The sequence below is a fragment of the Azospirillum sp. FG154 genome, assembly GCF_057809575.1.
Window position 1 is genome coordinate 234,320 of the sequence record NZ_JBMDKF010000002.1, and the last position, 22,298, is coordinate 256,617.

Genomic DNA, 22,298 nt, shown 5'->3' on the forward strand with positions numbered 1-22,298 from the left:
AGACTGGCGCGGCGCGTCGACCGGGAACGCATGGCTGAGCTTCGCCAAATGGTTCCTGATTCGGCACGCCACCAATCTGTTCGCGTGGCCAATAATTCGATTGCGTTTGCAACTGTTTCGTTTTGAAGTAAAAAAGCGTGCGGAATCGTCCATTTCCAGCCCCGAAAGAATGCTCCGTAGAGTAGAGTAACGACGTATGCATGTTCACGTTGACAGGTGACGCAAGCGCGAGCCAAATGTCGTAAGAACCCCAAAGCCGAATTGGCAAATTTTTGATCGTTTCAACGGGAATCGGGAGACCAAAGAATGAAGCGCATCCTGTTGGGTGCCGGGCTTGGCATGGCTGCGGCGCTGGCGCTCGCGGCGCCCGCCCAGGCCGCCAAAACCCTCGTCTATTGCTCTGAGGGCAGCCCCGAAAACTTCAATCCGGCGTTGAACACGACCGGGACGAGCTGGGACGCGTCCCTGCCGGTCGTCAGCACCCTGGTTCAGTTTGAACGCGGCGGCACGAAGGTCGTTCCGGGTCTTGCCGAATCCTGGACCATCTCCGACGACGGCTTGGTCTACACCTTCAAGCTGCGCGCTGGGATCAAGTGGCACAGCAACAATGATTTCAAACCGACCCGCGACGCCAACGTCGACGACGTGATCTTCTCCATCGAACGCCAGTGGAAGAAGGAGCATCCCTTCCACAAGGTGTCCGGCGGCGCCTATGATTACTTCGCCGACATGGCGATGCCGACCCTGCTCAAGTCGGTCGAAAAAGTTGACAACCTGACCGTCAAGATCACCTTGAACGAGGTCGAGGCCCCGTTCCTGGCCAATATGGCCATGGCCTTCATGGGAATCCAATCGGCGGAATACGCCGAAGCGATGCTGAAAAAGGGCACGCCGGAAAAGCTGGACCAGGTTCCCATCGGGACCGGCCCCTTCCAGTTCGTGGCCTATCAGAAGGACGCGGTCATTCGCTACAAGGCGTTTGACGGTTATTGGGGCGGCAAGCAGCCCATCGACAATCTGGTCTTCGCCATCACCCCCGACGCCGCCGTTCGTCTGGCCAAGCTGAAGGCGGGCGAGTGCCATGTGATGGCCTATCCCAACCCGGCCGACATCGAGGCGATGAAGAAAGACGCCTCGATCACCGTGCAGGAACAGGAAGGGCTGAACGTCGGTTACGTCTCCTTCAACACGATGAAGAAGCCGTTTGACGATGTGAAGGTCCGCCGCGCCATCAGCATGGCCATCGACAAGAAGGCCATCGTCGACGCCGTGTATCAGGGCGCTGGCGTTCCGGCCAAGAACCCGATTCCGCCGACCATGTGGTCCTACAACAAGGCCATTGAGGATTATCCCTTCGACCAGGAGCGCGCGAAAAAGCTGCTGGCCGAGGCAGGCTATCCCAATGGCTTTGAAACCGACCTGTGGGCCATGCCGGTGGCGCGTCCCTACAACCCGAACGCCAAGCGCGTCGCCGAGATGATGCAGGCCGATCTGGCCAAGATCGGCGTCAAGGCCAAGGTCGTTCAGTATGAGTGGGGCGAATACCGCAAGCGCATGCAGCAGGGCGAGCACCTGATGGGCATGCTGGGCTGGACCGGCGACAACGGCGACCCCGACAACTTCCTGTACACGCTGTTGGGTTGCGAAGCGGCCCGTCCGGGTGGCAACAACCTGTCGAAATGGTGCAACAAGGAGTTCGACAGTCTCGTCGTTCAAGCCAAGCGCACCAACGACATCGCCGCCCGCACCAAACTGTACGAACAGGCTCAAGTGATCTTCAAGGAAGAAGCGCCCTGGTACACCATCGCCCATTCGGTGGTGTATATGGGGCTGAACAAGGCCGTTCAGGGTTACAAGATGGATCCGTTCGCGCTCCATTACTTCGACGGCGTTGATCTGAAGCAGTAAGATTTTGCCGATCTGACGCGGTCTCCCCTTTCATTCCCGGCTTGGAAGCCGTGAGGATGAAAGGGGAGGTTCGCATCTGGGATCCGATGTTTTGCGGCCCCTGTGTCCGCCGCTGCGACGCGGGTAGAAATTTGGGAACACGTTGGTGGTTTGCGTGCCCGTCGTTTCTTGACGAACACGACGATGCGCTGTTCAGACTGATTTCTTTCAAAAGAGTGACAATGCGATGCTTCGCTTCATCCTGACGCGGGTGAGCTTGGTGATTCCGACCTTTCTCGGCATCACCTTTCTAACCTTTATTTTGATCCGGCTCGTCCCCGGCGACCCCATCGAGGTTCGCGTCGGCGAACGCGGCATCGCGCCCGAGCGGCTGGCCCAGTTCCGCCATGAATTGGGTCTGGATTTGCCGCTGTGGCGGCAATTCCTCGACTATGTTTGGAACGTCATGAACGGCGATTTCGGCGTGTCGCTCATCACCCACAATTCGGTGCTGAGCGAATTCGTCACGCTGTTCCCGGCGACCCTGGAACTGGCCTTGGCCGCCATGCTGTTCGCCACGCTGATCGGCCTGCCCGCCGGGATTTTGGCGGCGGTCAAGCGCGGCTCCCTGTTCGACCATGGGGTGATGGGCGTCAGCCTGACCGGCTATTCGATGCCGATCTTCTGGTGGGGCCTGCTGCTGATCCTGTTCTTCTCGGTCGGCTTGGGTTGGACGCCGGTGTCGGGCCGTTTGGACCTGCTCTATTACATTGAGCCGACGACCGGATTCATGCTGATCGACACGCTGATGGCGGGCGAATACGGCGCCTTCTGGTCGGCGCTTCATCACCTGATCTTGCCGACCATCGTGCTGGGTACGGTGCCGTTGGCGGTGGTGGCGCGCATGACCCGTTCGGCCATGCTGGAGGTGTTGGGGGAGGATTACATCCGCACCGCCCACGCCAAGGGTCTGTCGGACGGTCGGGTCATCGGGTTGCACGCGCTGCGCAACGCGCTGATTCCGGTGGTGACGGTCATCGGTCTTCAGGTCGGCACGCTGTTGGGCGGCGCCATCCTGACCGAAACCATCTTCTCGTGGCCCGGCATCGGCAAATGGCTGATCGAATCGATTGGCCGTCGCGACTATCCGGCGCTGCAAGGCGGCGTGCTGCTGATCGCCACCTCGGTGATCGCCGTCAATCTGTTGGTTGACGTGCTGTACGGCGTTCTCAACCCTCGTATCCGTCACGCGCGGTGAGTCCCGACATGTCCGCTGATCTCTCCACGCCCTCCGCCGCGCCTGTGGCGGCGCCGTCCCGCCCGCCGCACCCGCTGCTGGAATTCTGGTATCATTTCAAACAGAACAAGGGATCGCTGATCGGTCTGTTGGTGATTCTGGCCATCGCCGTGATCGCGATCTTCGCCGAGTTGCTGGCCCCGTACGACCCCAACATCCAGTTTCGCGACGCCATTCTCGCCCCGCCGGTCTGGTACGACGGCGGAACCTGGCGCTTCATCCTGGGCACCGACGACATTGGCCGCGACATGATGTCCCGTCTGATGCACGGCGCGCGGCTGTCGATGATGATCGGCCTGATCGTCGTCACCCTGTCGCTGGCCATTGGGTTGGCGCTGGGCATGCTGGCCGGTTTCTTCGGCGGCATGGTCGATGTGCTCATCATGCGCTTCATGGACATTTTGCTGGCGCTGCCCAGCCTGCTGCTGGCCGTGGTGGTGGCCGCCATCCTCGGGCCGGGGCTGGTCAACGCCATGCTGGCGGTGTCGGTGGTCGTCATCCCGCACTACGCCCGCCTGACCCGCGCGGCGGTGCTGGCGGAGGTCAACCGGGATTACGTCATCGCCTCGCGCGTGGCGGGGGCCGGGCCGCTGCGTCTGATGCTGATCGTCGTGCTGCCGAACTGCGTGGCGCCGTTGATCGTGCAGGCGACGTTGGGCTTCTCCACCGCCATTCTGGACGCCGCCGCGTTGGGCTTCCTGGGTTTGGGCGCGCAGCCGCCGACGCCGGAATGGGGCACCATGCTGGCCTCCTCCCTCCAGTTCCTCCAGCGCGCGCCGTGGGTCGTCACCTGGCCCGGCGTGTCGATCCTGGTGACGGTTCTGGCCTTCAATCTGTTGGGCGACGGTCTTCGCGACGCGCTCGACCCCAAGCTGAAGCGTTGACGCCATGCCTCTTCTCGACATCAAAAACCTGTCGGTCGAGTTCACCACCCGCGCCGGAACCTTCCGCGCGGTGGATGGAATCGACCTGACCGTGGACGAGGGCGAGGTCGTCGGCATCGTCGGCGAATCCGGGTCCGGCAAATCGGTGACGTCGCTCGCCGTCATGGGGCTGCTGGGCGGCAACGGCCGCATCGTCGCCGACCGCATGAACTTCGCCGGAACCGATCTCTTGACCCTGGAGCCGTCCAAACGCCGGAAGATCACCGGCAAGGACGTCGCCATGGTGTTTCAGGAGCCGATGACCAGCCTGAATCCCTGCTTCACCGTCGGCTTCCAGATCATGGAAACCCTACGGGTGCATGAGGGGCTGACCGGCAAGGCGCTGCGCCATCGCGCCATCGATCTGCTGGAGCAGGTCGGCATTCCCGCCCCGGAAACCCGGCTGTCGGCCTTCCCGCATCAGCTTTCGGGCGGCATGAACCAGCGCGTGATGATCGCCATCGCCATCGCCTGCAACCCGCGCCTGCTGGTGGCGGACGAGCCGACGACGGCGCTGGACGTCACCATCCAGAAACAGATCCTCGATCTGCTGGTCCGGCTGCAAAAGGAACGGGGCATGGCCCTGATCCTCATCACGCACGACATGGGCGTGGTGGCGGAAACCGCCCAGCGCGTCGCCGTGATGTACGCCGGTCAGTTGGCGGAAACCCGCCCGGTCGCCGACCTGTTCGCGCGTCCGCGCCACCCCTACACCGGGGCGCTGCTCGACGCGCTGCCGGAGCGGGCGTTGGGCAAGCGCCGTCTGCCGACGATTCCGGGCATGGTTCCCGGCATCGCCGACCGCCCGGCGGGCTGCCTGTTCAGCCCGCGCTGCCGCTTCGCCACCGACCGTTGCCGGGCCGAGCGTCCGGCCTTGCTTGACGTTGAAAACGGGCGCGCCCGCTGCTTCTACCCCTTGCCTGACGGGCAGGTTGCCGCCGAGGGGGCGATCCAATGACCACCAACGCTTTGAATCCCGACTTTCTGACGGATGGGGACGACCGCGCCGTCGTTCTGGAAGCCCGCCATCTGCGCAAATATTACGGCGTCAAGCGCGGCGTCTTCAAACCGATGGCGACGGTCAAGGCGCTGGACGGCGTGTCCTTTCAGCTTCGCGCCGGGCGGACTCTGGCCGTGGTCGGCGAATCCGGCTGCGGCAAATCCACCCTGGCCCGCTCCGTCACCATGATCGAGCCGCCCAGTTCGGGCGAGCTGCATTACGACGGGCGCGACGTCGTCGGGCGCAGCGCGGCGGATCTGAAGGAGCTGCGCCGCACGGTCCAGATGGTGTTCCAGAACCCCTATGGGTCGCTGAATCCACGCAAGACCGTCGGCTCGATCCTGACGGAGCCGCTGGTCATCAACACCAACCTGTCCAAGGACGAACGCCGCGACCGCGCCGTCGCCATGATGGGCAAGGTCGGTCTCCGCGCCGATCAGGTGGACCGTTACCCGCACATGTTCTCCGGCGGGCAGCGGCAGCGCATCGCCATCGCCCGCGCGCTGATGCTCAGCCCGCGCGTCGTCGTGGCGGACGAGCCGGTGTCGGCGCTCGACGTGTCGATCCAGGCGCAGGTGCTGAACCTGATGATGGATCTTCAGGAAGAGCTGAACCTCGCCTACCTGTTCATCTCCCACGATCTCAGCGTCGTCCGCCACATCGCCGACGCCATCATGGTGATGTATCTGGGCAAGCCGGTGGAGCATGGGGCCAAGGACGTGGTGTTCGCCCGTCCGCGCCACCCCTACACCCGAATCCTGCTGGCGGCGACGCCGCGCGTCAACCCGGCCCTGCGGCTGGAGCGGGTGGTCCCGAAGGGCGAGCTTCCCTCGCCGCTCAACCCGCCGCCGGGCTGCTCCTTTCACAAGCGCTGCCCGTTCGCGACGGAGCGTTGCGGGGTGGAGGTTCCGGCGCTGCGTCCGGTCGATGATCGGCTGGTCGCCTGCCACCACGCCGAACAGATGAACTGAGCGCTGACCGTTGGGCGGAGAAGGCGGCTGTTGAGTGCGGCGGCCGTCTTCTTTAGGGTGCGCCGAATTCGTTTGTTCCAAGGAGAAAACCGCCATGCCGTCGTTCGACATCGCGTCCAAGACGGACATCCACGAGATCGACAACGCGCTCGCCGGTGTCCGCCGCGAGGTTGAAACCCGCTTTGACTTCAAAGGCTCGAAATGCACGGTCGAGCGGACAGAGAACGACATCGTCCTGCTGGCCGATGACGAGCCGAAGCTGCTGCAAATGCAGGAGCTGCTGCGCGTTTACGTGACCCGCCGCAAGCTTGACGCTTCGGCGCTCGATTTTTCGGCCAAGCCGGAGCGCGCGGCCAACGACGCGCTGCGCCACACCGTCACGGTCAAGCAGGGCATCGCGCAGGAGTTGGCCAAGCGCATCGTCAAATCGATCAAGGACAGCAAGATGAAGGTCCAGGTTTCGATTCAAGGCGACGAACTGCGCGTCACTGGCAAGAAGCGCGACGATCTGCAAGAGGCCATCGCGCATGTGAAGCGTATGGGGATCGAGCAGCCGTTGCAGTATGACAATTTCCGCGATTGAGCGGAACGACGCCTTCCCCGGCAAAGCCTGCCGGGGAAGGTGGAAGATTCTGCCGGGTGATCGGTAATTTTTGCCGGTCAATCGGTCGCAGCCTCCAATGCTTCGTTGACGATGCTGCCTTTGGCTTCTGGCGTGAAAATTGCTTAGACCTGTGGGTTCGCCAAACGCCACAGGGGTGGTCCCATGTCGATGATGGCCAACAGCGAGGCCACGCAAGCGATGCGCATCCGGGCGGAAGACGTCCTGGAGCGCAAAGGGGCGTCCGCGACCCGCGACGCCGGGGCGTTGGCGGGGCAATTTGCGGCGATGCTGCAAACGCTGAACGGCGTGGATCAAGGGGCTACGGCCGGTGTCGGGGCAAGCGCGGTGGCGCCCAACAGCCAACCCTCCATCCGGTTGGGCGTGGGGGCCGTCACCCTGTTCGCACAAGACGTCGGCGGTTCCAACAACGCCCAGGGCGGCGAAACGCCCGATTTGACCACACAGGATCCCGCTGGACCGCTTCAGGTGGTGGAAAGCGCGATCCAGAGCGGCGATGGCTCCAATTTTCGCTGGCTCACCACGTTGCTGACCCAGAACACGGCGGCGTGACCGTCACGCGGTGACGAGAAAGCGCCGCTCCGTTCCTTCCAAAACCACAGCGGTCAAACGGTGCGTGGCGTAGGCGCCGGTGTCGACGCCAATGCGGTTCGCGTAGGATTCCGGTTCGCTTGTCACGGTGTGGCCGTGAACGATGATTTTGCCATGATCGTCGCTGGAATTCAGGAACTCGTGGCGGATCCAAAGCCGATCCGCGTCCTTCTGCCGATCCAGCGGCACGCCGGGGCGAACGCCCGCGTGAACGAAATGATAGTCGCCCAAGGTCGCTTGGCAGCGCAGGCCGCTGAGGAAGGCGCGGTGATGGTCGGGCAGCGCTTGGTTCAGGGCGCGCTGCGCCTCGGCCAACGCCGCTGGCGGCGCGTCGGCGGCTGGAGCCGGAACGCCATAGCTGGCCAAGGTGGCGCGTCCGCCATAAGTCAGCCAACCGGGGGCCGCGCGCAGGTCGCTGAGGAAGCGGACCATCACATCCTCATGATTGCCGCGCAGACAGACCGTGCTGAAGACCGGCGGCAAGCCGCTGATGAGTCGGTCGATGACGCGAGCGGAATCGGGACCACGATCAATGTAATCCCCAAGGAAAATCAGAGATTTTACCAGATTGGGGGCGTCGTCGGCGTCGCGCGCGATCTGATCGAGCAGCGCGTCAAGCAGATCGAGTCGCCCATGAATGTCGCCGACAGCGTAAACCCGCGTGCCACGCGGGACCGCCGCCATGGATCCTGCGACCGTTGGTTCTGATTGGCGCACAAAGCCGAACATGTGGCCTCTCCCCGTTGCGACGCTTGAATTCCATTGAGCCTCTTTTGAGCGGCTTTGCGCAACCCTGGATCAACGCAGAAAATGTTATAATCTTCTAATAATAGATGAATTCTATTTACTGCGATCGGTTATCAGTCAAACATGACTCAATTGTTGCATATGGCAGGGTTGGATGCTGTGGCGGGTTGGATGACGTTGGGTTTGCGGACCAAGATCGTGGTCGGCATGGTCGCTGTGTTGGCCGTTGGAGCAACGGCGATCACTGGGGTTTCGCTGTGGTTGTCGCGCGAGTCGGCGCAGGAGGCCGCCATCGCGCTGGTCGCCGAAACCGCCGAACATCAGGCCGCGCGGGTCGCCGCCGACATTGGAGCGGCTGTGGATGGCGCGCGGGGAATCGCCGCTTTGGTGTCGGTCGAACATGGTTTGCCGGGACCGCGTCGCGCTGTGGTCAATCGCTATCTGGGACAACTCGCCACCGCCAACCCGCTTTATGCCGGGGTGTGGATCGACATGGCCGACGATGGTTTTGATGGGCGCGACAAAGAGTTCGCCCAACGCACCAGCGGCGCGGAAATCTTGGGTCTGCCCAAGACCGGGCGGATGAGTCTGCTGTGGTTGCCGTCGCCGACCGGGCCGAAGGCTGACGACAGCGAGGGGGTCGCTTACGCGGACGTGCAGGAGAAAGAGTATTACAAGGCGGCGGCCTCGGCGAAGAAAGAGGTTGTGACCGAACCCTATCTCGACGATCTGACCAAGCAGTTGATGACCAGCGCCGCCATGCCGGTGCTGGACGGCCAACGGGTGATCGGCGTTGCGGGCATTGACCTGTCGCTGGCCGGATTGACCGACATTGTGCGGTCGGTGAAGCCTTATGGCGACGGTTATGTCGCGGTGCTGTCCTCGTCGGGGCAGTATGTGGCGCACCCGGATTCGGCGCGCCTGTCCAAGCCCGCCGACGATCTGCCCCCGGCGGCGCAACGGGCCGTGGCGGCGGGAACGCTGTTTGAAGGCTACGCCCAATTGGCGGGCCGCGAGCATTATCTGCGCGTGTCGCCAATCCGTCTTGGCGGCACAGGGACGGTGTGGTCCTTCGTCGTCGCCGCGCCGACGGCCAGCATCATGGAGGACGCCAACCGGCTGACCTTGTTGTCGGCGTTGGTCGGGTTGGGCTGCGTCGCCGTCGGCGCTTTGGTCGCGTTGGGCATCGGCGGCGGCTTGGCCCGCCCCTTGACCGGGATGGCGGCGGCGATGGCGCGGTTGGCCGGGGGCGATCTCGACACGCCAATTCCCGCTCTCGACCGCCAGGACGAAGCGGGAACGATGGCCCGCGCCGTGGACGTCTTCAAACTGGGCTTGATCCGCGCCCGCGATCTCGATCAGGCGCAACAGGCCGAATGGAAGGCGCAACAGGAACAGGCGACCGCGCTGGCCGCCTTGCAGCGCGGCTTTGAATCGAAGGCGGGCGGTCTGGCGGGCGAAATGTCCACCGCCGCCATGCAGTTGAAGGCGACGGCGGAATCCCTGACCACCATCGCCGCGCGGACCAACGGCCAGGCCGTATCCGTCGCCGCCACCGCCGAGCAATCCTCCGGCAACGTCCAGACCGTGGCGGCGACGACCGAACAATTGTCGGCCTCGATCCGCGACATCGGGCGGCAGGTCGATGAATCGGCGCGTATCGCCAGCGCCGCCGTGGCCGACGTCGAGCGCACCAACGCGACGGTGGAGGCGCTGGCCCAGGGCGCCCAGCAGATCGGCGACGTGGTGACGCTGATTCAATCCATCGCCGCGCAAACCAATTTGCTGGCCCTCAACGCGACCATCGAAGCCGCCCGCGCGGGCGAGGCGGGCAAGGGATTCGCCGTGGTGGCGCAGGAGGTCAAGAATCTCGCCAACCAGACCGCCAAGGCGACGGAGGACATTGTGTCCCAGGTCGAGGAGATCCGCACGGTGACGAAGGAGACGGTCGGGTCGATGCAGAGCATCGGCGACACCATCGCCCAGGTCAGCCGCATCGCCTCCACCATCGCCGCCGCCGTCGAGGAGCAGGGGGTGGCGACCGAGGAAATCGCCCGCAATATCCAGCAGGCGGCCCAAGGCTCGCGCGAGGTCAGCGACACCGTCGGCGGCATTCGCGGCGCGGCGGCGGAAACCGGCGGCGCGGCCAGCCAAGTGCTGTCCGCCGCCGCCAGCGTCGCCGACCGCTCCAAGGCGCTGACCGCCGAGGTTGACGGCTTCTTCGCCGCCGTTCATCGGGTGCGCGCGTCGGGGGGCTAAGCGCGCCCTGTTTTGGGAAGGTCGGCCAGGGTCAACAGCGGGCGGCGCAGGCACCCGCCCGCGACGTCGGCGCGCAGGGCGTCGATGTCCTGCTGGCGGATGCGTTCCAACTCCGCCCGGTTGGCGTCGATGAAGGGGTTTTGGTCGGTGGAGTTTTCGGGCCGGGCGTGCTCCAGGTGATAGAGCGGGCCGGGCGTCCGCTCCACCGTCAAACCCAGGCGGCGGAAGCGGACGACGATCTCGTCGTCCTCATAGCCCCAGGACAGGAAATTTTCGTTGTAACCGCCCGCTGCGAACAGCCGTTCCCGGTCGAAAAAGGCGCTGCCGCCGGGCGAACTGCGGTGCATCAGCGGAAAGCGCGGGCACATGGCGTTCAGCGGAGCGGCTGACAGGGTGTGGCCGAAGCGGTGGACCTCGCGCCCCATGATCCAGAAGAACCAGCCATTGTAGGGAAAGACCAACCCGTCGCCGCGCCGGACCGCGTCGCGCGCCAGGACATATTGGACCGGATCGACGACGATGTCGGTGTCGTGCAGGGCGACGACGGGCGTCTCCGCCGCCTCCGCCATCCGGTTGATGAGAAAGGCCTTATGGGTGTAGGGCGTGTCGTTGCCGGTCAGATGCAGGTGACGGCAGCGCGCCGCCAACTCCGGCCCCAACGCCTCGGCGACGTCGCTTGGCCCGTTCTTGTCCTCGCCGATCAGAATGGTCGTGTCGGCGTGCTTCAGGATGTAGGCGACGATCCAGCGCAGGTTGCGTTTGCGGTCGGCGCTGTCGGCGCGGAAGGGGATGAGAAAGGTCACGTCGCGCAGATCATGCCGCCCGTCGGGGCCGCGCGCGTCCAGGACGGCGCGGCGGGCGTGAAAGGCGGCGGCCTCCCCGGCGATCTTCCCGGCGAGGGACTCGTCGTTCGGGTCGAGCGACTGCGCCATCTCGTAAAAGCCGACGGCGGCGCCGGGGCGGCCCAGCATCGCCTCGATGTTGCCGCGCTGGCGCCAGCCCGCCGGATGGTGCGGGTGGCGGGTCAGCAAAATGTCGAGCGCGGCCAGCGCCTCGTCGATTCGCCCGATGCCTTGCAGCGCCTCGCTCAGATGATATTCGGCGTCGGGGAAATCGGGGCGCAGCGCGATGGCCCGGCGGTAGCAGGCGATGGCCTCCTCCGTCTCCAACGCGACATGGTGCAGGGAGCCGAGGTTGAACAGCGCGTCGGCGTCCGGCGTGCCGTCACGCTCGCCCAACTCCACCGCGCGCAGCAGCAGGGGGCGCGCCGCCGCGTGATCGCCGCGAAAGGCGTGGAGCACGCCCAGCCGGTGCAGGGCGTCGGCGTTGTCGGGGTCGGCGTCCAGCACGCGGCGGTAAATCACCTCCGCCTGTGCGTGGCGTCCGGCGGTCAGATGGTCGAGGGCGGCGGTCAGCGCCTCGCCGATGGTGGCCATGGGGGAAATTCCGGGCAGAGCGTTGAGATTCCACTTTGACACAACGGGCCGCGCGGGTGGACTCTTCGGTCATCAGGATCGAACTGTTCCATCAAAGGCGCCGCCCGAATCATGACCAACGATCATAAGAACCGTTCCGCCGGAGGACTCGCCCTCACCCGCCGCCAGCTTGGTCAGGCCGCCCTGGCGGGCGGCGCGCTCGCCAGCTTTGGCCGCGCCCCCGCCTTCGCCCAGAACACGACGCTGAAGGTCGGCGTGCTGCTGCCGCGCTCCGGTCTGCTGGCCCAGGCCGGGCAGGCCTGCCAGCGCGGGGCCGACATCGCGCCCGCCGTGCTCGCCGACATGGGCTACAAGGTCGAGGTGATGTCCGCCGACACCGAATCGAACGTCGACGTCGCCCGCTCGCGCACGGAAAAGCTCATCAACGATGGGGCGCAGGTGATCGTCGGGGCGTTCGACAGCGGCCAGACCGCCGCCGCCGCGCAGGTCTGCGAACAGCGCGGCGTGCCGCTGGTGATGAACATCGCCGCCGCCGACCGCCTGACCGAACAGGGTTACAAGACCGTGTTCCGCAACTTCCCGACTTCCACCATGCTGGTGTCGAACGGGTTGTCGCTGATGAAGGATCTGTTCGCCGCCACCGGCGTCACGCCGAAATCGGCGGTGTTCCTGCACGCCAACGACACCTTCGGCATGGCCAACCGGCAGGCGATGGACGCCCTGTTCCCCAAGCTGGGCATGCCCTTCACCCTGGTCGATTCGATTTCCTACGACCCCAAGGCGCAGGATCTGGCGGTCGAGGTGGCCAAGGCCAAGGCGACGGGGGCCGAACTGGCCATCGTCACGACCCGCGCCAACGACGCCATCATGCTGGTGCGCGAGATGGTCAAGCAGCGTTGGGAGCCGAAGGGCATCGTCTCCCCCGGTTCGCCCGGCCTGTATGACGAACAGTTCTACAAGGTGCTCGGCAAATACGCCGATTTCGCCATCACCAACCTGCCCTGGTACGACCCGAAAGCGCCGCTGACCAAGATTGTCGAAGCGGCCTTCAAGAAGCAGTTCCCCAGCGACCGTTTTGAAGGCTACGCCTTCAACGTCGCCTTCACCTTTGAGGCGATCTTGATCGCCGCCGACGCCTTCAAGCGCGCCGGTTCGGCGGATTCGGCCAGTCTGCTGGCGGCGCTGCGCGCCACCAACCTGACCAACAAGATGATGGTCGGCCCGGCGATCACCTTTGACGAGAAGGGCCAGAACACGCAGCTCATCTCGGCTTGCGTGCAGAACCACAACCAGCGCCCGACAGTGGTCCTGCCGAAAGCCTCGGCGGAAACCGCCCCGGTGTTCCCGGCGCCGGGTTGGGGCAAGCGCGGGTAATCAGGATCGGACGGTGCGGCGACGGTCTTCCCTGTTCGGGGCCTGTCGCCGCCCCCTCAGCTTCCCGGCGCCCGGGGCGCGCTCCAGCCGCGCAGGACGCTGACGACGCGCAGCACGAACACCGCCGTCGCCCCGGCCACGGCGACGGGAACCGGCGGCAGTCCCAGATGCTGCCCGGCGATCACGATGATCGCCCCCAGCAGGGCGGCCATCGCGTAAATTTCCTCGCACAGCACGCGCGGCACCTCAGCCACCAGCAAATCGCGCATCACCCCGCCGCCGCAGGCGGTCAACACCGCCAACAGCGCGGCGGGCAGGGGGGCCAAGCCAAAGGCCAGCGCCTTGCCGCAGCCCGCCACGGCGAACAGCCCCAACCCGGCGGCGTCCAGCACCATCACCGGCTTGCCCAGCCGCTTGATCGGGCGATGAAAGAAAAAGGCGACGAACCCGGCGGCCAGGGCGGCGAGCAAATAGCGCTCGTCGCGCAGGCTGGCGGGGGGAACGGCGCCGATCAGCAGATCGCGGAACACGCCGCCCGCCAAGGCGGCGGCCAGCGACAGCACCAGCACGCCGAAAATGTCCAACCGCTTGCGCACCGCCAGCGTCCCGCCGCTCAGGCCAAAGACGAAGACGCCGATCAGGTCCATGACCATCAACAGGGTGGACAGGTCGCTGGGCATCGGGATGGTGGGCATGGCGGATCCGCTGGTCTCGTCAGAACGCCCAAGGTTTCAGCACAGCGGCGCGTCGCCGCCAAGGAAAACCGGATATGCGCCAATCCGCGCCGATTTGTCCCTTGACCTTCCAATCACTGGAATCACCATAGTCAGGGGCGCGGCGAGACAAGGCCAGACCAGGAAGGACATCCGGCATGACCAGCGCGACCACGAATCCCACACACATCGACGCCCAAGCGGGGAAGGATCTCGACATCGGCGTGTCGGGCATGACCTGCGCGTCCTGCGTCCGGCGGGTGGAAAAGGCGTTGGGCCGCGTGCCCGGCGTGACCGAAGTCGCCGTCAATCTGGCGACGGAGCGGGCGCGCGTCGGCTTTTCCGGCCCCGTTGACGCCAAGGCGGTCGCCGAGGCCATCGAAAACGCCGGTTTCCACGCCGAACGGCGCGACATCGAGCTGTCCATCGGCGGGATGACCTGCGCGTCCTGCGCCGGGCGGGTGGAAAAGGCGCTGAACCGGGTTCCCGGCGTCGAAAGCGCGGCGGTCAATCTGGCGACCGAACAGGCCCATGTCGTCGTCTTCGGCGCGGCGGCCGACGCGGCGCGGCTGGCCGAGGCGGTCGAACGGGTGGGCTTCACCGCCGCCGCCCTGGTCGCCGGAACCGAAGACGCGGCGGCGGAGGAGCGGGCGGATCGCGCCCGGCGGGAGGGGCGGCGGGTGTTGATCGCGGCGGCGCTGTCGGCGCCGCTGGCGCTGGGCATGGTCGGCGATCTTGCCGGGTTTGACGGGATGTTGCCGGGCTGGGCGCAACTGGGGCTGGCCAGCGTGGTTCAGTTCTGGCTGGGCGCGCGCTTTTACCGGGCGGGCTGGGGGGCGTTGCGCGCCGGGGCCGGGAACATGGATCTGCTGGTGGCGCTCGGCACCTCGGCGGCGTGGGGGTTGAGCCTTTATCTGCTGGCCACGGCCCATCCCGGCCACACGCCGCATCTCTATTTCGAGGCGTCGGCGGTCCTCATCACCTTTGTCCTGCTCGGCAAATGGTTGGAGGCGCGGGCGAAAGGCCAGACGGCGGCGGCGATCCGCGCCCTGATGGATTTGCGCCCGGCCACCGCCCGGCTGCGGCGGGACGGCGTCGAGCGTGAGGTCCCGGTGGAGCGGATTCGCGTCGGCGATCAGGTCGTCGTTCGCCCCGGCGAGCGGATTCCGGTTGATGGCGTGGTGGCGGAGGGCGCGGGCGCGGTCGATGACTCCATGCTGACCGGCGAAAGCCTGCCGGTGGACAAGGAACCCGGCGGGCGCGTCACCGGCGGTTCGATCAATCTGGATGGGGCGCTGGTGATCGACACGACGGCGGTCGGCGGCGAAACCATGCTGGCCCAGATCGTCCGTCTGGTGGAAGGCGCGCAGGCGTCGAAGGCGCCGATCCAGCGATTGGTCGATCGGGTCAGCGCGGTGTTCGTTCCGGTGGTTCTGGTCATCGCGGCGCTGACGCTGGCCGGATGGTGGCTGGCGACCGGCGACGCGGAATTCGCCATCGTCACCGCCGTGTCGGTGCTGGTGATCGCCTGCCCCTGCGCGCTGGGTCTGGCGACGCCGACCGCCATCATGGTGGGAACCGGCGCGGCGGCACGGCATGGAATCCTCATCAAGGACGCCGAAGCGCTGGAACGCGCCCACGCCGTCACCACGGTCGCCTTCGACAAAACCGGCACGCTGACCGAAGGCAAGCCGCGCGTCACCGATCTGGTCGCGGCGGCGGATTTGGACGAAAGCGGTTTGTTGCGGCTCGCCGCCGCCTTGCAAGCGGGCAGCGAGCACCCGCTTGGCTACGCCGTGCGGGAGCGCGCCGCCGCCCTGGGGTTGGCGGAGCGTCCGGCGGATTTCCGGGCGCTGGCCGGGCGCGGGGTGACGGGAACGGTGGACGGGCGCGCCCTGCTGTTGGGCAACGCGCGGGCGGCGACCGAGTGGGGCGTGAGCGATCCGGCGCTGAGCGACCGCGCCGCCGGGTTGGAACAGGCCGGGCGCACGGTGTCCTGGCTGGTGGAACGCGCGGAGACGCCGCGCGCCTTGGGCCTGATCGCCTTTGGCGACACGGTGAAGCCGGGAGCCGCCGCCGCCATCCGGGCCTTGCGGGCGCAAGGCGTCGAGCCGGTGATGGTGACGGGCGACAATTGGGGGGCGGCGCGCGCGGTGGCGGCGTGTCTGGGCGTCACCCGGATCTTTGCCGAGGTTCTGCCCGGCGACAAGGCCGCCGTCATCGCCACCCTGAAGGCGGAAGGCCAGCGCGTCGCCATGGTGGGCGACGGGGTGAACGACGCTCCGGCGCTGGCGGCGGCGGATGTCGGCGTCGCCATGGCGACGGGAACCGACGTGGCGATGCACAGCGCCGGGGTGACGCTGATGCGCGGCGATCCCCGTCTGGTCGCCGGGGCCATCGACGCGTCGCGGCGGACCTACGCCAAGATCCGCCAGGGGCTGTTCTGGGCCTTCGCCTACAACGTCGTTGGGATTCCGTTGGCCGCGTCGGGCCATCTCAGCCCGGTGTTGGCGGGAGGGGCGATGGCGCTGAGTTCGGTCAGCGTCGTCCTCAACGCGCTGAGCCTGCGCGGCTGGGCGCCGCCGAAGGGGGAGGAATGATGATGAATCCGGGGGGCGTGACCATCGGCGACGCCGCCAAGGCGTCGGGCGTCAACGCCAAGCTTATCCGTTATTATGAATCCATCGGGTTGATCCCGCAGGCCGGGCGCACGGCGTCGGGCTATCGCGTCTACAGCCCGGCGGAGGTCAACGTCCTGCGCTTCGTCAAACGCGCGCGAAGCTTGGGCTTTGGCATCGAACAGATTCAAAGGCTGGTCGGTTTGTGGCGTGACCGCAGCCGGGCCAGCGCCGAGGTGAAGCGGGTGGCGCAGGCCCACATCGACGAGTTGGAGGCGAAAATCGCCGAACTGGCGGCGATGCGCGACAGCCTGCGCGAATTGGCCGACGCCTGCCACGGCGACGACCGCCCCGATTGCCCGATCCTGCGCGATCTGGCGGGGCCGTGAGGAGCCGTCAGCTTTCCTGAACGGTTTCAATCTCCGACAGGTCGGACAGGCGGCGGGCGAGGCGGTCGGTGCAGCGGATTTCCAGAATGCCGAACCCGGCGTTCGGGGCGATGGAATGAAGCTCCCCCGCCATGCCGTTTTCGCTGGCGAAGCGCTTGACCCGGTCCACCATGGCGTCGCGTTCCGGGCGTCCGGGGCGCAGGCCGGGCAGGGGGCGGGTGAAGTGCAGCTTGTAACGCTTGAAGATCGCGGGGGCCAACGGGGCGTCCTTTGGTGGTCCGATGCGCCCAGATCACGGACGGAACGCCCCGCTGTCAACCCCCGCCCTCAGATCACGCAGGTTTCCAGCAGCGGGCGGTTCTCGAGCAGACGTTGATAACCGAAGGGCGTCAAATCCAGGCTGCGGTAGCCGCCATGGACGATCAACTCGGCCAGACCGCGCCCGACGCCGGGGGCCTGTTGCAGGCCATGGCCGCTGAAGCCATTGCAGAACAACAGGTTGGCGACGTCCGGGTGCGCGCCCAGAATGGCGTTTTGATCGACGTCGTTGTATTCGTAGAAACCCGCCCAGGAGGCCGTGACCTTGATCGCCTCAAAGGCCGGAACGCGGGCGGCCAGCGCGGGCCACATCGTGTCGTCGAACAGGTCATGCTCGACGGTCAGATCGTCGGTGTCCGGGTCGCGGTCGGCGGGGGGCGGGGCGCCGCAGATGAATTGCGCGCCTTCCGGGCGGAACCAGACGCCCGACGGGTCGATGACCAGCGGGCAGGCGGGCAGCGGATCCCGGCAATCAAAAACGAAGACGCAACGCTTGCGGGCCGACACCGGCAGGGGAATTCCGGCGAATTCGGCCACCCGGCGGGCCTTGGCCCCGGCGGCGTTGACCACCACGCCGCAGTCCAGCCGCTCGCCATTGTCCAGCAAAACGCCATTCACCCGGTCGCCGACCCGATGCATCCCGACCACGTCGGCGGCGATGAAGGTAACGCCCAGCGCCTTGGCCTTGCGGCGGAAGCCCTGCATCAGGCTGTACCCGTCAAACCAGCCCTCGCCCGACAGGCCGAGCGACCCGGCGACCAGCCCATCGACCGACAGCCAGGGGAAACGGGCGGCCAGTTCCTCCGGCGTCAGCAGGGCGACGTCGACGGCGCTGGCCTTTTGAATCGCGTGGTTCTTGCGGAGAATGTCGGCCCCGGCCTCCGTCGCCAGATAGAGATAGCCCGGCTCGCGCAGGCCCAAATCGACCGGATCGTCATCGACCGACAGATGATCGCTGACCGACCGCAAGAAGGAGATGCCGAACTGCGACAGGGCGATGTTCGCCGGGGTCGAGAATTGCTGACGGATCGAGCTGGCCGACAACGCCGAAGAGGCGGTTCGGTAGGTCGGATCACGTTCCACCACGGCGATTTTGCCGCCAAACGCCGGGTCGGAGGCCAGGAAATAGGCGACCGAACATCCCATCACGCCACCACCGACGATCACCACGTCGAACCGACCGCTCATCATGCCTCCTGCTGGCTTCATCGGGGCGGATTGAACGCCGTCCCCCCTCTGTTTGCTTGGAGCGAATTATGCACGGAACATCGGCTTGGAAAATAAGAGAAAATTATCGCACAGCTTTTGTTATAATGAATGAATTATAACTTATTTCTCTTGCGATATGGCTCGCGCCACGGCGATCCATTCCTGCCCCTCTTCGGCGGCGCGCAAGGCCCGCAGGGGCGGCCAGATCCCCAAACGGCTGGCGCGGCGTTGGGTGAAAAAGCGGTCGAGTTCGTCTGGGCTGGGCAGGCGGTCGCCCTTGCGCTGGTTGCAGCGGCGGTGCGCCAGAACCACGTTGGCCGGGATGTCGGTGCCGCCATAGGCCTGCGGGATCAGATGGTCAAAGGTCGCTTTTCCCCCGACCGGCTCCCCGCAGTAAAAGCAACGCCCGCCTTGCAGGACGTCCATCAGTTTGGCGTCGTCCGGCGTGACGGGCATCGCGACCGCTCCACAGCGTTGGAAATCAGACGTCGCGTTCGACGCTGCCCCACAGATCATACTCGTCGGCGTGCTCGATGGTGACGTCCACCAAATCGCCGGGCTTGAGCGTGGTTTCGCCGTTCAGGAAGACGTTGCCGTCAATTTCCGGCGCCTCGGCGTAGGAACGGCCAATGGCCCCATCCTCGTCCACCTCGTCGATCAGCACGCCGAGAGTCCAGCCGACCTTCTTTTGCAGCCGTTCGGCGCTGATCGCCTTTTGGGTCTCCATGAAGCGTTCCCAGCGCTCTTGCTTGACCTCTTCCGGGACGGCGCCCGGCAGGGCGTTGGCGGGCGCGCCGTCCACCGCCTCATACTTGAAGCAGCCGACGCGGTCGAGTTGCGCCTCTTGCAGCCAATCCAGCATGAACTGGAAATCCGCCTCCGTCTCGCCGGGGAAGCCGGTGATGAAGGTGGAGCGCAGGGCCAGATGCGGGCACTCCTCGCGCCATTTGCGGATGCGGTCCAGTTGCTTTTCCTGGGCCGCCGGGCGGCGCATCGCCTTCAAAACATTGGGCGAGGCGTGTTGGAACGGGATGTCGAGATAAGGCAGGATCTTGCCCTCCGCCATCAGCGGGATGACCTCGTCGACATGGGGGTAGGGGTAGACATAATGCAGGCGGACCCACACGTCGAGATTGGCCAACTCCGTGCAGAGATCCAGAAAGCGGGTGCGGACCGAACGGTCGTACCACATCTCTTCCTTGTATTTGGCGTCAACGCCGTAGGCGCTGGTGTCCTGCGAAATGACCAGCAGCTCCTTCACCCCGGCGACCGCCAGCTTTTCCGCCTCGCGCAGCACCGACGTGATCGGGCGGCTGACCAGATCGCCGCGAATGGACGGGATGATGCAGAAGGTGCAGCGGTTGTTGCAGCCTTCGGAAATTTTCAGATAGGCGTAATGGCGCGGCGTCAGCCGCAGCCCTTCCGGCGGCACCAGATCGGTGAAGGGGTCGTGCTTGGGCGGCAGGGCGTCGTGAACGGCGCTGACCACCTGTTCATACTGGTGGGGGCCGGTGACGGCGAGCACGCCGGGGTGGGTCTTACGGATGACGTCCGGTTCGACGCCCAGGCAGCCGGTGACGATGACCCGCCCGTTTTCCTTGATCGCCTCGCCAATCGCGTCGAGCGATTCCTGCTTGGCGCTGTCCAGGAAGCCGCAGGTGTTGACGAGCACGACGTCCGCCCCGTCGTAGGACGGCGAGATCTCGTACCCTTCGGCGCGGAGACGGGTCAGAATGCGCTCGGAATCGACGAGCGCCTTCGGGCAGCCGAGGCTGACGATGCCGACCTTGGGGGCGGACTTGGAAGCGGGTGATGTGGTCATCTCGCGCGTATACAGGCGAACGTCGGACGACGCCAGTCAATTCGCCATCCCTGTTGGCGGGTACGGTCCCGGCTGCGGTGTTTCCGCACGCTCCGCGCGAGGGGAGGGTGCGACAATTCGCAACCACCGGATGGCCTTGAGGGTTGTTTCGTTTTCGTTTGAGCCGCACTACAGTGCAGTCCGATGATGATTGGTGGGCGTTCGGTCCTTACGGGCCAGGCGTTCGCCCCGTCGGATAGTGTCTCCATTTTGTAGAGTGAAGACGATGGCTTTGGTGGAATTGCGCAGACCCGGAAGCGACCGTGCGGCTTTGTCGGACGGCGCGGCTGCGCGTTCGGCGGCTCCCACGAACGGGCTATCCGCCGCGTCATCGTCGGCTTCGCCGCAGGGGATCGCCGAGGTCATGATGCACATCGGTCATCTGGCCGACAGTTTGGGCTACACCCACGGCCTCAAGCCTTCGCAATGGACGGCTCTGCGCTATTTCGCCGGGACAACCAGCGGCCAGCGAACAGTGTCGGCCTTCGCCGACTTCCACGCCACCACCCGTGGCGCGGCGTCGCAAATGGTCGAGGTGTTGGTGAACAAGGAACTGTTGGTTCGCGTGCCGGTGCCCGAAGACCGCCGGGTGATGCAGCTTCATCCCACGACCAAGGCGCAAGAGCTGCTGCGCTATGATCCGTTGAAGGAATTCGCCAGCGTCATCGCCGATCTGCCGACCGCCGATCAGTGCCATCTGGCGGAAACCTTGTCGGAGTTGCTGCGCGGGTTGTTGGCGAAGCGACAAACCGCCTGATCGGACGCTCTCGGGCGCTCAGGCGAACGTCAAACAGCCTCCGTCCCTCTTGTGGGGCGGGGGCGATCATTTTTCAGGCTTGGAATCGGGGTGTTCAGGCGTCGCTGCTGATGGATGAGCGATCAAACGGGGTGCTGGCGAATGGATCGCCCTGCCCATGCCCGGCGCGCGCATGCCCGCGTTCCGTCGCCGCTTGTCGAAAATAGCCAACGACAAAGACACGCAACGCGTTGGCCAAGGAAACGCCGCCTTGCCCACCCAGACGGCGGTTTTGCTGTTCCATCCGTTCTTGAACGTCGGCGCACAATTCGTCGGCGGTCAAATCCTCCCGGCGACAAATTTCATCCAGCCCCTCCCAATAGGACGGTTCAAGACGAACCTGGACATCGCGTCCCGCCACAATCAAAGGGCGAGCGATCAATGACGCGACGCCGTGAGTTTGATTCTTGCGCGCCGCCAATTTTCCATTGTCCGACATGACCATTCGTCCTCTTGATACCCGTCCGGCTGCCCCCCTGCATTCGTACTATAACCCGATTGAAGGGTGATTGGGGAACAAAACTGCAAGCAGGTGACGATTGGGTCAAGACACGCGGCTGGTTTCTCCGGCCATGTCTTTGAGCAGGGAGAGATTATTGATGACGATGAAGCCCTTGGCATAGGTCACGATGCCGGATTTGCGCAGGGCGCCGAGGCTTTTGTTCACCATCTCTCGCGTGACGCCCAGCATGCTGGCCAAGGCTTCCTGGGACAAGGGTTGGATGATGCGCAAGCCCGAGGGGCCATTTTGCCCGTAGCTGTCAGCCAGATAAAGAAGCTTGCGGGCAAGGCGGCGGGGAACATCGTGGAAAACGGCGTCTTCGATGTTTTCAGACACCCAGCGCAGGCGTTCGCACAGAACAATCATCATCCGGGTGCACAGGCGGGGATGACGCTCAAGAAACGGAATAAAATCGGCGCGGTCGATCCGATACAGTTCCGTCGGTCCCAAAGCGACGGCGCTGGCGGTTCGTTCACGCCCATCCAACAACCCGATCTCGCCCAGAACGTCGCCGCTGTTCAGAATGTTCAGCAGCATGGTCTTGCCATCGGTGGACGAGGTCCGAATGGCGATCTGCCCCTTCAGCACGGCGTACAGGCAATCCCCTGGATCGCCCTTGTCAAAGATCGTCTGCTCAGGGGTGAATCGGCTGGTGTAGCCAAGGGGCAGGAGTTCGGCCATTTGCGTCTCGTCCAGCTCTTCGAGCAGACGGTTGCGCCGCAAAATGGCGGCGACGTCCGTTGGTGCGCTCATTCACCGCTCCCGCCTGTTTGTCCCGCCCCGCC

General features: G+C 65.3%; 21 protein-coding genes. 12 read left to right on the top strand and 9 right to left on the bottom strand.

Annotated features, from left to right (window positions below; genetic code table 11):
- The first annotated feature begins 306 nt into the window (after positions 1-306).
- From ACODS4_RS03260 to ACODS4_RS03290, 7 genes are all read left to right on the top strand, one after another.
- Positions 307-1,908 carry an ABC transporter substrate-binding protein gene (locus tag ACODS4_RS03260; protein WP_488860674.1) on the top strand — a complete coding sequence of 534 codons (1,602 nt, stop codon included), beginning with the start codon at positions 307-309 and terminating at the stop codon, positions 1,906-1,908.
- A gap of 226 nt (positions 1,909-2,134) precedes the next feature.
- Positions 2,135-3,145: an ABC transporter permease subunit gene (locus ACODS4_RS03265; RefSeq protein WP_488860676.1), complete on the top strand. Its 1,011-nt coding sequence runs from the start codon at positions 2,135-2,137 to the stop codon at positions 3,143-3,145.
- A gap of 8 nt (positions 3,146-3,153) precedes the next feature.
- Positions 3,154-4,068 carry an ABC transporter permease subunit gene (locus ACODS4_RS03270; protein WP_488860678.1) on the top strand — a complete coding sequence of 305 codons (915 nt, stop codon included), beginning with the start codon at positions 3,154-3,156 and terminating at the stop codon, positions 4,066-4,068.
- A 4-nt stretch (positions 4,069-4,072) separates the two neighbouring features.
- On the top strand, positions 4,073-5,065 hold the full coding sequence (locus ACODS4_RS03275; RefSeq protein WP_488860680.1) for an ABC transporter ATP-binding protein: 993 nt from the start codon (positions 4,073-4,075) through the stop codon (positions 5,063-5,065).
- Complete coding sequence (locus ACODS4_RS03280) at positions 5,062-6,078, top strand: peptide ABC transporter ATP-binding protein (RefSeq protein ID WP_488860682.1); 1,017 nt, start codon at positions 5,062-5,064, stop codon at positions 6,076-6,078. The genes ACODS4_RS03275 and ACODS4_RS03280 overlap by 4 nt, the downstream gene beginning before the upstream one ends.
- A 94-nt stretch (positions 6,079-6,172) precedes the next feature.
- Positions 6,173-6,661 (top strand): YajQ family cyclic di-GMP-binding protein, encoded by a 489-nt coding sequence (locus ACODS4_RS03285; RefSeq protein ID WP_488860684.1) that lies wholly within the window; start codon positions 6,173-6,175, stop codon positions 6,659-6,661.
- A 183-nt stretch (positions 6,662-6,844) separates the two neighbouring features.
- On the top strand, positions 6,845-7,252 hold the full coding sequence (locus ACODS4_RS03290) for a hypothetical protein (protein ID WP_488860686.1): 408 nt from the start codon (positions 6,845-6,847) through the stop codon (positions 7,250-7,252).
- Between the two features lie 3 nt (positions 7,253-7,255).
- Here the strand turns inward: ACODS4_RS03290 and ACODS4_RS03295 are convergent, their stop codons facing one another.
- Positions 7,256-7,975, bottom strand: a complete 720-nt coding sequence (locus ACODS4_RS03295; protein ID WP_488860688.1) for a metallophosphoesterase family protein — start codon at positions 7,973-7,975, stop codon at positions 7,256-7,258.
- A gap of 234 nt (positions 7,976-8,209) precedes the next feature.
- On the opposite strand from ACODS4_RS03295, the gene ACODS4_RS03300 reads away from it, so the two are divergent.
- The gene (locus ACODS4_RS03300) at positions 8,210-10,297 is read left to right on the top strand and encodes a methyl-accepting chemotaxis protein (protein ID WP_488860690.1); all 2,088 of its coding nucleotides are present in this window, start codon (positions 8,210-8,212) and stop codon (positions 10,295-10,297) included.
- On the opposite strand, the gene ACODS4_RS03305 is transcribed toward ACODS4_RS03300, so the two are convergent.
- Positions 10,294-11,733 carry a tetratricopeptide repeat protein gene (locus ACODS4_RS03305; protein WP_488860692.1) on the bottom strand — a complete coding sequence of 480 codons (1,440 nt, stop codon included), beginning with the start codon at positions 11,731-11,733 and terminating at the stop codon, positions 10,294-10,296. The two genes, ACODS4_RS03300 and ACODS4_RS03305, sit on opposite strands and share 4 nt — an antisense overlap.
- 111 nt (positions 11,734-11,844) lie before the next feature.
- On the opposite strand from ACODS4_RS03305, the gene ACODS4_RS03310 reads away from it, so the two are divergent.
- Positions 11,845-13,107 carry an ABC transporter substrate-binding protein gene (locus ACODS4_RS03310; RefSeq protein ID WP_488860694.1) on the top strand — a complete coding sequence of 421 codons (1,263 nt, stop codon included), beginning with the start codon at positions 11,845-11,847 and terminating at the stop codon, positions 13,105-13,107.
- Between the two features lie 56 nt (positions 13,108-13,163).
- Here ACODS4_RS03310 and ACODS4_RS03315 read toward each other — a convergent pair whose 3' ends face one another.
- On the bottom strand, positions 13,164-13,802 hold the full coding sequence (locus ACODS4_RS03315) for a trimeric intracellular cation channel family protein (RefSeq protein ID WP_488860696.1): 639 nt from the start codon (positions 13,800-13,802) through the stop codon (positions 13,164-13,166).
- A gap of 176 nt (positions 13,803-13,978) precedes the next feature.
- Here ACODS4_RS03315 and ACODS4_RS03320 point away from each other — a divergent pair, with 176 nt between their 5' ends.
- Positions 13,979-16,420 carry a heavy metal translocating P-type ATPase gene (locus tag ACODS4_RS03320; protein ID WP_488860698.1) on the top strand — a complete coding sequence of 814 codons (2,442 nt, stop codon included), beginning with the start codon at positions 13,979-13,981 and terminating at the stop codon, positions 16,418-16,420.
- Positions 16,417-16,827 (top strand): Cu(I)-responsive transcriptional regulator, encoded by a 411-nt coding sequence (gene cueR, locus ACODS4_RS03325; protein ID WP_488860700.1) that lies wholly within the window; start codon positions 16,417-16,419, stop codon positions 16,825-16,827. Before ACODS4_RS03320 ends, cueR begins: the two co-directional genes overlap by 4 nt.
- A 7-nt stretch (positions 16,828-16,834) precedes the next feature.
- On the opposite strand, the gene ACODS4_RS03330 is transcribed toward cueR, so the two are convergent.
- The 4 genes from ACODS4_RS03330 to rimO all read right to left on the bottom strand — a co-directional run bounded on the left by ACODS4_RS03330 (position 16,835) and on the right by rimO (position 20,176).
- Positions 16,835-17,086, bottom strand: a complete 252-nt coding sequence (locus ACODS4_RS03330) for a hypothetical protein (protein WP_119833824.1) — start codon at positions 17,084-17,086, stop codon at positions 16,835-16,837.
- A 68-nt stretch (positions 17,087-17,154) separates the two neighbouring features.
- Positions 17,155-18,336, bottom strand: coding sequence for an NAD(P)/FAD-dependent oxidoreductase (locus ACODS4_RS03335; protein ID WP_488860702.1), 1,182 nt, complete (start codon positions 18,334-18,336; stop codon positions 17,155-17,157).
- A 138-nt stretch (positions 18,337-18,474) separates the two neighbouring features.
- Positions 18,475-18,810 carry an HNH endonuclease gene (locus tag ACODS4_RS03340; protein WP_488860704.1) on the bottom strand — a complete coding sequence of 112 codons (336 nt, stop codon included), beginning with the start codon at positions 18,808-18,810 and terminating at the stop codon, positions 18,475-18,477.
- 25 nt (positions 18,811-18,835) lie between these two features.
- On the bottom strand, positions 18,836-20,176 hold the full coding sequence (gene rimO, locus ACODS4_RS03345) for a 30S ribosomal protein S12 methylthiotransferase RimO (protein ID WP_488860706.1): 1,341 nt from the start codon (positions 20,174-20,176) through the stop codon (positions 18,836-18,838).
- 403 nt (positions 20,177-20,579) lie between these two features.
- Between rimO and ACODS4_RS03350 the strand changes: the two genes are divergently transcribed.
- Positions 20,580-20,972 carry a MarR family winged helix-turn-helix transcriptional regulator gene (locus ACODS4_RS03350; protein ID WP_488860708.1) on the top strand — a complete coding sequence of 131 codons (393 nt, stop codon included), beginning with the start codon at positions 20,580-20,582 and terminating at the stop codon, positions 20,970-20,972.
- A 94-nt stretch (positions 20,973-21,066) separates the two neighbouring features.
- Here the strand turns inward: ACODS4_RS03350 and ACODS4_RS03355 are convergent, their stop codons facing one another.
- Positions 21,067-21,432: a ribbon-helix-helix domain-containing protein gene (locus ACODS4_RS03355; RefSeq protein ID WP_488860710.1), complete on the bottom strand. Its 366-nt coding sequence runs from the start codon at positions 21,430-21,432 to the stop codon at positions 21,067-21,069.
- A gap of 123 nt (positions 21,433-21,555) precedes the next feature.
- Positions 21,556-22,266, bottom strand: coding sequence for a Crp/Fnr family transcriptional regulator (locus ACODS4_RS03360; protein WP_488860712.1), 711 nt, complete (start codon positions 22,264-22,266; stop codon positions 21,556-21,558).
- Positions 22,267-22,298 lie beyond the last annotated feature (32 nt).